Genomic DNA, 13453 nt, shown 5'->3' on the forward strand with positions numbered 1-13453 from the left:
GGTGGGGCTCGTTCCCGCAGGACTGGGTCGATTTCAATGTCGAGACCGGTCAGGCGGCCTATTGGTACACCTCCGGCGGACAGGTCGATGCGAAGAAGACCGCAGCACCCATCACGATCGACTACACCACGGAATCACTCGAGTACCTCGATCCGGGCCACACTCCGAAGGAGCCTCAGAACGTCGAGGCTTCAGACGATTCGAGCAGCTCGTCCACCGTCTCATGGGACCGCCCCACAGGGGCGAAGGACGACGACGCCGGCGACCAGGACGACAAGGTCCCGCCAGCCTACCAGGCCCAGTGGGCCGCAGGCGAGCAGAACGGTGACGACGCCGAATGGACCGGACGCACGGTCGACGGCGCGGTGACGTCGACCCGGTTCGCAGGTCTCGAACCGAGCACGACCTACACCGCCCGCGTCCGCTCGATGAACTACGACGACGGCGAATCCGGAAGCTCCTACGGCCTCTCCAGCGACTGGGAGTACGTCACCTTCACGACCGCCGAGCACAGAGAGCCCTCCCCCGCACCCACTCCGGAGCCTCCGGACGATGGCGGCAGCGGCGACGGCGACCGCGGCGGATCCGAGGACTCACCTGAATCCGGCGACGGTGCGGTCTTCCGCTGGGCGATGAACCGCGAGGCCGGTTCCGGCGCCTACTTCGGCGGCTGCAACTTCCTGTCCGCCGGCGCTTCCGGCGACTACGGATCCTCGCAGGTCTGGGCGGACGACTCGCTCTACAGCACCTCCGAAGGCAACACGTCGATCCGGAAGGCGACCGCCGATGGCGGATGGACCGCAGCCGACTGGTCGAACAAGTGCCTGGACCGCAACGGGACCCCGCTGTCGACGAACGGCAAGGACCAGTGGTCCGAGCAGCAGGTCGTCATCACCGGCGGCGAGCGCGAGCAGCTGGACGACGGCGGCGAGCGCATCGAGTGGGACGGCAGCTTCACCGTCGTCTTCTACGGCGGCATGACCTACTGGTGGGCCGAGGACCCCGTCCTCGAGATCGATGGCAGCGGCAGCGGAACCGTGACGGCGACGGTCGGCGGCTATGGTGCCTCCATGTACGACGCGTCGCAGTGGGGCGAGCTCGAGGAGCGCCAGGTCACTCTCGCGAACGTGCGCGGAATCGACACCGACGAGGCCGACTCCGACGGAGGGTTCACCGTCACTCCCGAATACCTGGGCGTGTCGTACGACGGCTCCGGAGGTGAAGCGGACGCCGGTGACAGCCGGGTGGGCGGTGAAGAGGGCAACCCGACCGGGCAGGCTCCCCAGAGCTCCGAGAACGACGCCCACTGGGGCTCGTTCCCCAGCGACTTCGTCGACTTCCAGGACGAGACGGGACAGTTCTCCTACTGGTTCACCTCCGGCGGCGCACGGGATCCGTACAAGCCCACCGAACCGCTCACCGTGGCCTTCTCCGACGACTACGACTCCGGACCCGGCGACTACTCGGGCGAGGGCGGAGGCGGCTCCGCCGCAGCGGGAGCCGGCGACGGCGCACCGGGTGCCGGTCCGGGTGCCGGGGGCTCGGCCTCGGGAACGGGCGGCACCGGCGGCGGGGCCGGAAGCGGGAGCGGCGCTCCCGACGGTGCGTCCGACCCGTCAGCCGCGGACTTCGACGAGGACCGCTCCGCATTCTCGGATATGGCCCAGCAGGCCGCGGGCGACTCCTCGCTGCCCACTCGCGCGATCGTCATCGGCGGGATCACGGCGGGGGCCGGCCTTGCGGCGACGATCACCTCAGTGGTCTACTTCCGGAGAAGACTGGGGCTCGATCCGAGGATGTTCGTATGAGCGTGCACCGCAGCACGGAGACCACTGACCACACCGGCCACACACACCACCACACCTCTGAGGAGACCTCCATGACCGCTGTCGACGCCGTTCCCACGGACACTGCGTTCTCCACCCGCGTGAAGTCCCAGACGCAGGACGCGCACGACGAGGCGGAGAACTCGCCCTTCATGGGCGACCTGCTGGGAGGGAAGCTGGACCGGGACGCCTATGTCTCACTGCTCGAGCAGTACCTCCATCTCTACCGCGCCCTCGAGGCGACGGAGGCGAGGTTCGCGGACTCGCCGGAGCTCGCGGGCGTGCTGGATCCGCGCCTGGACCGCGTCGCCGCCCTCGAGGCCGACCTCGCGGACCTGCGGACCGGAACCGCTCCCGCGGCGGCCACCCCGGCGACCCGCACGTACGTCGACCGCCTTGCGGCTCTTCCGCAGGACGCCCCGGAGCGCTACTTCGCCCACCATTACCTGCGCTACCTGGGCGACCTGTCGGGCGGCCAGGTGATCGGGAGACTCGCGGCCCGGCACTACGACCTGCCCGCGGAGTCCCTGCGGACATGGCGCTTCGAGGGAATCGAGAAGCACAAGCCGTACAAGGACCAGTACCGAGCAGCGCTCGACGCTGCGCCGCTCACAGAGGCGCAGCGGGACGCCTTCGTCGACGAGGCGCGGGCGGGCTTCATCCTGGCGAAGGAGCTGTTCGACTCACTCGCGTGACCCACGCGGCCGGCGAGGGGGCTGTGCGGAAACGGCACGACCAGGCACTGATCGGCCAATGGTGAGGACTTTCCCAGTGACCTCACTGTGACCTTCTGCATGCCCTCTCACCAGGACGCCCTTCGCCGCATCACGACGCGGTCACGTCCACGGAGACGCACTTCACAGGAGTTGGGCGCACACCATTCCCCTCTCCTGTCCTGGACCGTTCCAGGACCGGCCCGGAACGGTCCAGGACGTGTGGGCCTCTTGTGCGCGTCCGTCCGCTTTGCGAGCGTGGTCTCCGCATCCGGATGCACCTGACACCAGCGGCGGGCTCACCGCGCGAAGCCCCGCCGCTCCACACGGAGACGACAGGAGAATCCGACATGTCGACACAGTCGACACGCCCCGTGACACGCACGGGACTCATCGCCGCAACCGTCCTGAGCGCTGGAGCCCTCGCCGCGGCCCCGCTGCTCCTCCCCTCCTCCGCCCAGGCCGCACCGTCAGCCGAGCCGACCACCGCTGCGAGCCAGACCTCGGGCAGCGCGCTCACCCCCTTCAACGCAACCGACACCGAGCGGATCGAGGCCTACACGACCGTGGCGCAGCTCAGTCCCGAACAGGTCGAGAACGCCCGCACCATCATCGCTGTGGGACGGGGTGCCGACATCCCGGACCAGGGCATCGTCATCGCGCTCATGACAGCGATGCAGGAGTCGAGCATGCTCAACCTCGACTACGGGGACCGCGATTCGCTGGGTCTCTTCCAGCAGCGCCCCGCGATGGCATGGGGGACCCCGGAGGACATCATGGACCCGGTCTACTCCTCGAAGTCCTTCTACGGAGTGAACCCGGAGGGCCCGAACCCCGGGCTGCTGCAGATCGACGGCTGGGAGTCCATGGCGCCGGGAGACGCCGCGCAGGCCGTCCAGAGGTCCGCGTACCCGGACCTCTATGCCCAGTGGGAAGAGCTCGCACGCGACCTGCTCTCCCAGAACGGCGATGTCGCACCCATCGCGTGACACCCCGGACCACTCGCAGAGGAGTCCGTGACCTCGTGGAGCGGTCTCGAGCAGGCGGGAACCAGCCGCGCCGTGGAGTGCGAGAGCGCGGATCCGTACGGGCAGGATGACACCTGTGTCCCGTACCGCCTGAACGGTCCGTGACCGACGCTCATCACACAGGGGGACCCCGGGTCGTTCCGACCCGGGGTCCCCCTGTGTCCAGCGGTCGCTGAGTGAACACGGAGCACCTTGACAGTTATCAATTCGTTATCTTCTGCGCGCTCAATCGCGGGTCCGCTCGTTCCGCATCACAATGCGGTAACGGCGCCTCGGGATGCTTCACATGCTTCGCTCAGCATTCTGGGCTCGCCGTCCACGCAGGGCCCCTCACGCGGTCGAACGCGTTCAAGCCGCTTGAAACCGGGGTTCTGCGGCTGTCACCGTGGTCTCCGCGTCGTCGCCCATCGACCTCGCCGAGCACGAGCACAGCGCGTGCGCCCTGAACCCCATACATCCTGAACGGAGCCCCTATGCCGGATTCGTCTCGGAAGGCCGTCACACGCACGGGCCTCCTGGCCGCCGCCCTCACCACCGGAGCCCTCTCAGCAGGCCTCCTCCTCACTCCCTCCTCCGCATTCGCGGCCCCCGCGGACAGCGGCGTCGCAGCCGCAGCCGCTGACGTGACGGCTTCGGGCCTCTCCGAGGAGCAGGTCGACAACGCTCGGACGATCATCGGCACGGGGAAGGCCGATGACGTCTCCGAGGAGGCCATCACGATCGCGCTCATGACCGCGATGCAGGAGTCGAGCCTCGAGAACCTGGACGGCGGCGACCGCGACTCCGCCGGACTCTTCCAGCAGCGGCCGTCGATGGGCTGGGGCTCACAGGAGGACGTCACGGACCCCGTCCACGCGACCCAGTCGTTCTTCGGCACGAACGACGAGGTCACCAACCCGGGCCTCGACGATATCGCCGGCTGGGAGGACATGGGCCCGGGAGCCGCAGCGCAGGCCGTGCAGCGATCCGCGTTCCCCGATGCCTATGACAAGTGGGAGCCGCTGGCCGACGAACTGCTCGCGGACAACGACGACGTCGATCCCATCGACTGACCCGGCTGGCCCGGTTGGGCCGGTTAACCCGGCTGGGCCGGTTGGACCGGTTGGGTCGGCTGACCCGGCTGGGCCGGTTGGACCGGTTGGGCCGGCTGCAGGACCCTCGTACTCAGGTGCGGGGGTCCTCGTCGTCGACGGGGGCAGGAGCAGTGTCCGGGTCCGACGCAGGCGCAGCGCCGTCGGTGGGACCGGCCCCCGCCTCAGCGGACGCGGACTGGTCCATCGCGGCCGCGGAGGTCCCGGCGGCGGTCTCCGGGACCTCGGCGGCGGCCTCGTCCTGGACCGGGCCGTCCGCGTCATCCAGCACCGGTTCACCCGACACCGGGCCGTCCGACGCCGAGTCGCCCGACACCGTGTTGACCACACTCACGCCCTGGGCGTCCTCGCGTGCGATCCGCTCCTTCTCCTCGTCCGTCAGCGAGTCCTCGCGGGGATAGAGCTGCTCCCAGATGATCAGGACACCAATCGCGATGACGCCTCCCACCGCTCCGCGGGACAGCGGCCCCCACGGTCGGGGCCAGTCTCCGAAGCCGGTCGTGGCCGCGAGCAGCAGGAGCACGAGCACGGCGGCGGCGATCGCGACGATGTAACGCATGCCACAATCCTGCCAGGCGCGCGGTGGCGGTCCAAACCGGCCCGTGGTGCGGCGGCGCGGAGGACGCTCCCGGCACGATCGGTCAGCGGAGCGATACGATTCAGCCCATGGTTGATCAGACACGCGGGTCGCAGGACCGCGCCCGGTACTCCTCCGTCGGCGGGACAGCGGGCAGCGGTCTGCGCCGCGGCCCGACGGCGATTCCTCCCTCCGGCGCGCAGCCCGGTCCCGTCGAGATCTGCGAGCCGGAGGTCGGCGAAGTCCGCACGCCCCCCTATGACGCAGCTGCGATCGAACGGACCGCCGAGGTCTTCAAGGCTCTGGCTGCCAGCTCTCGTCTGCGCATCCTCCTCGTCCTCACGCAAGGAGAGGCGAGCGTGACGGAGATCGTCGACGAGACGGGACTGTCGCAGCCGCTCGTCTCGCAGCATCTCAAGCAGCTGCGCAGCCTGCACCTCGTCGACGTCGACCGGGTGGGGCGTGAGGCGATCTACTCCTTCAAGGACGCGCACGTGTCGCACATCCTCATCGACGCACTCGATCACGCACTGGAGCACCCCGAGGACGACTGAGCGGGCCGCCGCAGCGGTGATCCGCCGGGAGCGCGTGTCCTCGCCGGCCCCGCACGCGTCGCCGTCGGACGGACGCCTCAGCTCGACTGACCCATCAATCCTGCACAGGAATCACCTGTCCCGTGTGCAGGAATGTCGACTCACTGTGCCGAACTGCTGAATCAACGTGCCAGGCTGACGGGTCAGCCGCCCGCCAGCACCGCACGGCGGCGTCCGCTCAGGGGAACCGCCAGCACAGAGAAACCGTCCGCTCAGAGGAAGAGGTCCTTCTCCAGGCTCTCCTCGGTCGCCCCCTCGAACAGATACTGCGAGAAATCACTGGTCCCCGCATCCCGCAGCACCGCTTCGTCGACGAAGCACTGCCCGTTCGCCTCATCCGCCGACATCGAGAGGACCCGTGCCGCGGCATCGGCCATGATCTCCGGGCGGCGGGCGGACTTCATCCCCTCGTCACCTGCGACCACATTCTGCACTGCCGCCGTGGCGATGAGGGTCTGCGGCCACAGGCAGCTCGCTGCGACACCCTCAGCACGGTGCTGCTCCGCGAACCCGAGCGTCAGCATCGTCATGGCGAACTTGCTGAGCGTGTACGGCGCGTACTCCGCCAACCACTGCGACTCCAGCGCCAACGGAGGCGACAGTGTGAGCACGCGCGGACGAGCGGACTTCAGCAGATGCTCCCGCGCATGGGAGAGCACGCTGAACGTGCCGCGCGCGTTGATGTCCTGCATGAGGTCGTAGCGCTTCATCGACAACTCACCGAAGCCCTGCAGCGCGATGGCCGACGCGTTGTTCACGACGATGTCGATCCCGCCGAAGCGCTCCGCCGTGCGTGCGATCGCCTCACCGACCGCGACGTCGTCCCGCACGTCTCCGATGATCGGAAGCGCCTGTCCCCCGGCTTCCTCGATCTGCGCCGCGGCAGTGTGCACCGTGCCCGGCAAGCGAGGGTCCGGTGTATCCGTCTTCGCCATGAGCGCGACCTTCGCGCCTCCTGCCGCCAGCTTCGTGGCGATCGCGAGCCCGATCCCGCGGCTTCCTCCCGTCATGAAGATGGTCGGCGCGGCTTCAGCGCCGCGCTCCGCATCGCGCTGCTCGGCATTGTGCTCTGTCTCGGTCATATCCGTTCCTCCTGGATCTCAGCCGTTCATCCGGTCGCCGATGGGAACGAGGCACGCCGTCGCCTGCCCATCGACGCTGCTCATGCTCGTCGATCGCCACCGCACTGCGCGAGCGCGGACATCGCCGCGTTGTACCCGGCCATGCCGTGCGCTCCTGCACCCGGTGGCGTCGCCGCCGAGCAGAGGAAGAGCCCCGGCACTCCCAACGAGTAGGGATCCAGAGCGGGCCGCGGCCTGAAGACCAGCTGCAGTGCCGAATTCGCGCCGCTGACGATGTCGCCGCCCACAAAGTTCGCGTTGACGGCTGCGACCTCAGTCGTGGTGCGCACGTTCCGCGCGATGACACGGTCCCGGAAGCCGGGAGCGAAGCGCTCGATCTGGTCTTCGATGGCCCTCGTCGCATCGCCGTCGTAGCCGGCCGGGACGTGCGCATAGGCGTCGACCGGATGAACACCGCCGCGCGAACGCTGCGAGTCCGCCAGGTACTGCTGACCCAGAAGGACGAACGGCTTCTCCGGCATGAGCCCCCGGTTGATCGCGGCCTCGGCAGCAGCGATCTCGTCGAAGCGCCCGCCCAGGTGAAGAGTGCCGGCGCGACGCGCTGGTTCGTAGGTCCACGGGATCCCGCCCTCGACGGCGAAGTTCACGACGAATGCACCGGGACCGTGTCGGAACCGGCTCAGTCCCCGCGCCACCCGTCGCGGCAGCGCGTCACCCACGATCCGGACTGCCGCTGCGGGGCTCGTATCGAGCATGACGATGTCCGCAGCAGGCAGATCGGCGAGTGCGTCGACTCGGATCCCCGTCTCCACTGTCCCGCCGGAGCTCTCCAGCGACGCGCACATCGCACGGGCGATGCTCTGCGAACCGCCTTCCGCCACCGGCCAGCCGTACGTGTGCGCGGCGGTTCCCAGAGCCACCCCGATCGCCGAGGACAGCAGAGAATCCAGCGGCCGGAACGAGTGCGCTGCCGCACCGGCGAAGAGTGCCCGCGCCTCCTCTGTCCGCCACAGCCGGGCGACCCACGACGCCGGTGGGCCTGCGAACGCCCCGAACATCCCGAGCTTCAGGACATGCTGAGGGACACGCAGCATCGGGCGCAGGAAGTCATCCGCGATGTCGGGGAAGTGCGTCGCCAGCGTCCCGAAGACCTGCGCCCACCGTGCCCCGTCATCGAACAGGTGCCGTGCCGTCGTGGAGACGTCCTGCCAGACCGCTGCTCCGCCGCCCCCGTCCAGCGGATGGGCGTACTGGACATCTGGCCGGGACCAGCGCAGACCGTGATCCGCCAGATCGACGGACCGGGTGAATACGTTGTCCACGGCGAGCGGGTGGAATCCTGAGCATTCGTCATGGAGCAGGCCGGGGACGGTGAGCTCCGCGGATCGCGTGCCGCCGCCCACCTCGTCCGCCGCCTCCAGAACCGTGACCTCGACCCCGTTCCGGGCGAGGGTCACTGCGGCGGCGAGACCGTTGGGGCCGCTGCCGATCACGATGGCCTTCGTCATCTCTGCATCCTGTCACGGACCCGGTGGTCGTCTCATTCCACCGCTGCCCAGGTCTCCCGGATGAGGGCCTCGAGCACGGAGAGGTCCACGTCCTCCGGCTTGTTGATCCACACGCATCCCGCACCGACCCGGTGCTTGCCCAGCTGCGCCAGCAACTCGTCGGAGCGCGCCGAGCCCTGCAGCCCGTAGAGGGAGATGTTCGCCTTCCGGGGACTGAAGCCCACGAGGAACCAGTCGCCCTCGCGACCCGCCGAGGACACGTAGTGCACTTCGCCGTACCCCACCATCGTCGGCCCCCACATCACCGGCTGCTCGCCCGTGACCCGCCCGAACACCTCGAGCAGCAGGCGGCCGTGCTCCCGCCGGCGCGGCCACTCCAGCTGCTCCACCCACGCGGCAGGATCCACGTCGGTCTGCGTCGTCTTCACGTCCGCGGCCGTCACACCGGTGTGGCCGCGCGTCAGACTCCCCCGTCGCTCCTCGGAATGCGCCACGGTCTCCCCCGTCCTCAGCCCAGCGAAGCGTGGAAGCGGCGGATCCGGACCAGCGCCTCGGCGATGTTCTCCGGTCCCGCGGCCAGCGACAGCCGGACGGCATTGTGGCCGTTGATCGGATCGAAATCGGCGCCGGGCGCCAGCGCGACGCCCTCCGTCTCGAGCAGGCCGGCGCACCAGTCCGACGCATCGGCGTAGGGCCCCAGGACGTCATCGACGCGGAAGTACATGTAGAACGCCCCGTCGGCCGGGGCCATGTCCTTCCACTGCAGGTCGTCGACGGCGTCGAGCACGTGCTGGCGCGCGGTGGCGAACCCCACCACGGCGGCATCGCACTCCTCGTAGGCCTCGTCGGTGAAGGCCTCGACGCACGCGTGCTGCGCCGGCACCGGCGGGCACAGCGACAGGTTCCCCGCGATCGCATCGCAGGGGGCGACGAGGTCCTCCGGCAGGATCGCCCAGCCCAGCCGCCACCCCGTCATCCCCCAGTACTTCGAGAAGGAGGAGATGACGACTGCGTCGTCACCGCACTCCAGCGCCGAGGTCCCGTGCGAGTCCGTGAACGTCACACCGTGGTAGATCTCGTCGGAGATGAGCCGCACGCCGTTGGACTCGCACCACGCGGTGAGCGCGGCGAGCTCCGGCTTCTCAATCATCGTGCCGGTGGGGTTCGCGGGCGAGGCGAGCATGAGGCCCTTGAGCGGGGCCTGGCTGTGCGCGGCCTCCAGCATCTCCACCGTCGGCTGGAACCGGACGTCCGGGCCGCAGGGCAGCTCGACGACCTCGACGTCCTGCGCCCGGAGGATGTTCGAGTACGCGGGGTAGCCGGGGGTGGCGAGCGCGACCCGGTCGCCTGCGTCGAAGCTCGCGAGGAACACCATGTCGAACGCACCGGACGATCCGCTGGTCACGGCGATGCGCTCGATCGGGACGTCGACGTCGTACCAGCGCTTGTAGTGCTCAGCGATCCGCTCCCGCAGCGGGACAATCCCGAACACCTCCGAATAGCCCAGGCCGGTCCCGTCGAGCACGACCTCGGCGGCTCGGCGGCGGACGACTGCGGGCGCGCCCTGGGACGGCTCACCCACGCAGAGTGAGATGACGTCACGACCCTGCGACCGCATCTCGAAGACGCGGTTGAGGATATTCATGACGGCGAAGGGGCGCACCTTCGCCGAACGGCGGGAGATCGTGGGCTTCATACGTGCAGTCTGCTCCATGTCCACCACTCTAGGTGCGTGGGTCTGAAACGGGTTGAAGGCTTACGTGCATCGATCGGCCCTGGGCTCAACCCGATCGCTCGAGCTTCCATAACGCTGCGTAAAGCCCACAGAGTGCGTCCTCAGGGGGCCACTGGCACGTGCGCAGGCCCAGAAACCGGCCACGGATGCCCGGAAAGGCTCGTCAGGCCGGGGTCACGGCCCCTTTCCCGGCCTGAAAGACACTGCCCAGGCGGAGTTTGCGCAGGTTGTGGCAGAGAGCGTGCAGTACCCACTCACCGTTGGCCGCCGCCAGCCCTCGCAGGCGCAGCTGCCCGGCTCGTTGCCTCGTCTTGATCTGGCCGAATACGGGTTCGACGATGGCTTTCCTGCGCGCGTAATGCTCATGCCCGTCGGGTTGCCGGAGCCGGTGAGCCATCGTCTCCCGCGCAGTTGCTTTCTCGGGCAGCGGGTCCTGGGCGGTGGTGAATGTCTCGCCCTTCAGCTCCCTGCCGGTGGCGATGAGCGCAGTGGCCGGCCACTGGTCGGCGGCCGCCAGGTTGGCTTTCGAGCAGTAGCCGGCATCGGCGAGGAACACTGCCGGATCCTCCTCGATTCCGGACTGGCGCAGCTGGTCGGTCATGGTCTCGTGCATCGGAATCAACTGCTGAACGTCGGTGGCCTGCTGGCCCAGATCGGTAGCGATGATGACCTGGCTGGTGTCATCAACGATGGCTTGGCCGTTATAGGCGTAGTCGAACCCGTGGTTGGTCTTCATCATCCGGGCTTCGGGATCGGTGAAGTTCCGCTGCGCTCTGGGCTCCGGCACCGCCTGGTCGGCAGCATCTTCGGCGGCCTGCTCCTGCTCGGCCGGGGACTTCTGTGCTGTGGCGGCCTTGTCCCGGGCCTTCTGCCCGGCCTTTGCCTGCGCATCGGCCTCCAGATCAGCTTTCGCCGCCTGCAGCTTCGCGATCCGCCGAGTCCGGTCCTTGAGTTCGGCCGGGATCTCATCGCCGCGCTGATCCTCGCCGTACTGGGCGTCCTCCGCGTCGTCGGTCCGCTCAGCATCAGCCACCAGGGCCTCGACCTCAGCCTGCAAGGCGTGGAGCTTGGCATCCATCCGGTCGTAGCTCATCGCCTTGTGCTTCGAGGCATCGGCATGGAGTTTCGTCCCGTCCAGGGCCACCCGACCGAGTTTGACCATGCCTGCCTGCGCGCACACCGCCAGCACTTGGGTGAACACGGCCCCAAACGCATCGAGGTGGCGTTTGCGGAACCGGGCCAGCGACCGGTAATCCGGGGTCTGGTTGCCCGACAGCCAGCGGAACGCGATGTCTCGCTGGCAGGCGCGTTCGATCTTGCGGGAACTGGTGATGCCGGTGGAGTAGGCGTAGAGGAGGACTTTGAGCATCATCGCCGGATCGTACGGTGGAGCTCCCCGCAGCTTCTCGTATGAGGCGTAGATATCGGTCAGATCGAGGACGTCATCGACGATCTCGGAGATGAACCGGGCCTCGTCGTCAACAGCCAGCCAGTCATCGAGGCTCGGAGGCAGCAGGAACTGCTGCGACTGGTCGTACTCGCGGAAGCGCTTTGCCTCACCCGCCGGCGACTGCCGAGGGCGGGAATCCGGCGACTGCGCGTCGAGCGTGAAGAGTTCCTCACCACTGGTGCTCATCCCACCATTCTCCCCTCCCCACGAGTGCTCCGCAGGGATCTGGTGGAAGCGTTTCGCAAGGGCTCGTGGCTGGGTCTGCGCGCCCCGGCGTGGGTGCCGGTGAATACTGACCCACGCACCTAGGGGGATGGGACCGCACGTGAGCCGCACACGCGGCTCACTCCCCCGGCAGCTCCCACGTGTGCACGGGACGGCCGTCCTGCTGATTCTGCGTGTAGAGGCGGACCACCTTGAGCAGCGCCTCCTCCCGCTCGACCGAGCCGACCGGTGCGCGCCCGGCGAACGCGTCGAGCGCCTTCCGCTGCCACCAGGCGCCGTTGCGGCCCGTGCGGGCCCGGGCCTCGTAGATCCCGATGTACTCGTCGATGACCTCCTCATCGACCTCCAGCTGCTCCAGTCCCTCACGTGCCTGCGGGGCGAGCGTCTCGAGCACCAGCTCTGCGACGTCCATCGTGCCGTGCCGCGGCCACGTCAGGCGCGCGCCGATCCCGTCGCGGGCACCGTTCTCGAAGTTCTCCTGCGCCTCCGCGAACGTCATCCGCGACCACACCGGCCGGTTCTCCCGCACGAGGAAGGCGATGAGTCCGTAGTAGAACGCGGCATCCGCGACCATGTCCACGGTCGTCGGCCCTGCCGGCAGGATCCGGTTCTCCAGACGGATGTGGGCGCTGCGCCGACCGGGCGCGTAGATCGGCCGGTTCCACCGCCAGACCGTGCCGTTGTGGAGGTTGAGCTCATGCAGGTACGGGGTGCCGTTGTCGGTGAGGATCGGACGGCCCGATGCCTCCCGGGTCTCCGGCAGGAGCGGCGGGAAGTACTGGACGTTCTCCTCGAAGAGGTCGAAGACGCTGGTGATCCACCGCTCGCCGAACCACACGCGCGGACGCACGCCCTGATGCTCGAGCTCCGGGGTGCGGGTGTCGATCGACTGCGCGAACACGGGCAGGCGGGACTCGTGCCACAGCCGGTGCCCCAGGAACAGGGGCGAGTTCGCCGCCATCGCGATCTGCACGCCGGCGATCGCCTGCGACGCGTTCCACGCGTCCGCGAAGCGGTTGGGCGCCACCTGGAGGTGCAGCTGCATCGACGTGCACGTGGATTCGGGCGCGATGTCCGTGAAGTCGGGCGCGTAGTGGTCCTCGCGGGACAGGTCGATGCCCACGTACTCGCCGCGGGCCTCGACGACGGCGGTGGACAGCGCCCGGTAGCGGTTCTCCGGGGTGATCCACTGCTCGTCCTCGAGCAGCTCCGTCGTCACCGTGGGCAGGGTGCCGATGGAGACCGGCGTGACGTCGTGCGTGCGAGCGGCCGCACGGAGCTTCGCGAGGCGCTCGTCGAGCCCCTTCTCCAGCTGCTTGAGCCCCGCATCCCGCACCCGCGAGACCGGCATGTTGACCTCGAGGTTGTAGGCGCCGATCTCCGATTGGAAATCACCGTCGTCCAGCGTGTCGAGCACATCGAGGTTCGCAAGCGCCGGCGCGCCGTGCTCGTCCACGAGGTTGAACTCGAGCTCGAGTCCGATCGTGCCCTTCGACTCGAAGCTCGCGTTCTGCAGATACGTATCGAAGGTCTCCAGGTTCTCCTGGAGCTTGCGACGATAGAGCGTCCGCTCGCGCGGCGTGTATCGGACGGATCCGACTGCTTCTCCCATGCGACAAAGAGTG

The 13453-nt window shown here is 68.6% G+C and carries 12 protein-coding genes; 5 read left to right on the top strand and 7 right to left on the bottom strand.

Translation table 11 applies throughout. The features are described 5' to 3' along the window. The 4 genes from BSP109_RS06915 to BSP109_RS06930 all read left to right on the top strand — a co-directional run. On the top strand, positions 1–1808 hold a 1808-nt coding region (locus BSP109_RS06915; RefSeq protein WP_146001097.1), incomplete at its 5' end, for a fibronectin type III domain-containing protein. 71 nt (positions 1809–1879) lie between these two features. Beyond that, entirely contained in the window at positions 1880–2521 is a 642-nt protein-coding gene (locus tag BSP109_RS06920; protein ID WP_101599883.1) for a heme oxygenase (biliverdin-producing), read from the top strand. 368 nt (positions 2522–2889) lie between these two features. Beyond that, positions 2890–3528 (top strand): peptidoglycan-binding protein, encoded by a 639-nt coding sequence (locus tag BSP109_RS06925; protein ID WP_101599808.1) that lies wholly within the window; start codon positions 2890–2892, stop codon positions 3526–3528. Between the two features lie 512 nt (positions 3529–4040). Beyond that, on the top strand, positions 4041–4619 hold the full coding sequence (locus BSP109_RS06930) for a hypothetical protein (RefSeq protein WP_101599809.1): 579 nt from the start codon (positions 4041–4043) through the stop codon (positions 4617–4619). A gap of 112 nt (positions 4620–4731) precedes the next feature. Here the strand turns inward: BSP109_RS06930 and BSP109_RS06940 are convergent, their stop codons facing one another. Beyond that, entirely contained in the window at positions 4732–5217 is a 486-nt protein-coding gene (locus tag BSP109_RS06940; protein WP_101599810.1) for a hypothetical protein, read from the bottom strand. Positions 5218–5324: 107 nt separating this feature from the next. Between BSP109_RS06940 and BSP109_RS17900 the strand changes: the two genes are divergently transcribed. Continuing rightward, positions 5325–5789 (top strand): helix-turn-helix transcriptional regulator, encoded by a 465-nt coding sequence (locus BSP109_RS17900; protein ID WP_101599811.1) that lies wholly within the window; start codon positions 5325–5327, stop codon positions 5787–5789. A gap of 251 nt (positions 5790–6040) precedes the next feature. Here BSP109_RS17900 and BSP109_RS06950 read toward each other — a convergent pair whose 3' ends face one another. The 6 genes from BSP109_RS06950 to BSP109_RS06975 form a co-directional block, all read right to left on the bottom strand. Next, positions 6041–6910: an SDR family oxidoreductase gene (locus BSP109_RS06950; RefSeq protein ID WP_374700143.1), complete on the bottom strand. Its 870-nt coding sequence runs from the start codon at positions 6908–6910 to the stop codon at positions 6041–6043. Between the two features lie 80 nt (positions 6911–6990). Further along, a complete protein-coding gene (locus BSP109_RS06955) occupies positions 6991–8418 on the bottom strand; it encodes an NAD(P)/FAD-dependent oxidoreductase (RefSeq protein WP_101599812.1) in 1428 nt (475 codons plus the stop codon). Between the two features lie 32 nt (positions 8419–8450). Continuing rightward, positions 8451–8912: a DUF1801 domain-containing protein gene (locus BSP109_RS06960; protein WP_257944589.1), complete on the bottom strand. Its 462-nt coding sequence runs from the start codon at positions 8910–8912 to the stop codon at positions 8451–8453. A 14-nt stretch (positions 8913–8926) separates the two neighbouring features. Next, a complete protein-coding gene (locus tag BSP109_RS06965; RefSeq protein WP_101599813.1) occupies positions 8927–10132 on the bottom strand; it encodes a pyridoxal phosphate-dependent aminotransferase in 1206 nt (401 codons plus the stop codon). A gap of 184 nt (positions 10133–10316) precedes the next feature. Next, on the bottom strand, positions 10317–11789 hold the full coding sequence (locus BSP109_RS06970; RefSeq protein WP_101599814.1) for an IS1182 family transposase: 1473 nt from the start codon (positions 11787–11789) through the stop codon (positions 10317–10319). Positions 11790–11946: 157 nt separating this feature from the next. Then, positions 11947–13440, bottom strand: coding sequence for a glutamate--cysteine ligase (locus BSP109_RS06975; protein WP_101599815.1), 1494 nt, complete (start codon positions 13438–13440; stop codon positions 11947–11949). Between the last annotated feature and the right edge of the window lie 13 nt (positions 13441–13453).

This window comes from Brevibacterium sp. Mu109 (genome assembly GCF_900169375.1).
GTDB classification, from domain to species: domain Bacteria; phylum Actinomycetota; class Actinomycetes; order Actinomycetales; family Brevibacteriaceae; genus Brevibacterium; species Brevibacterium yomogidense_A.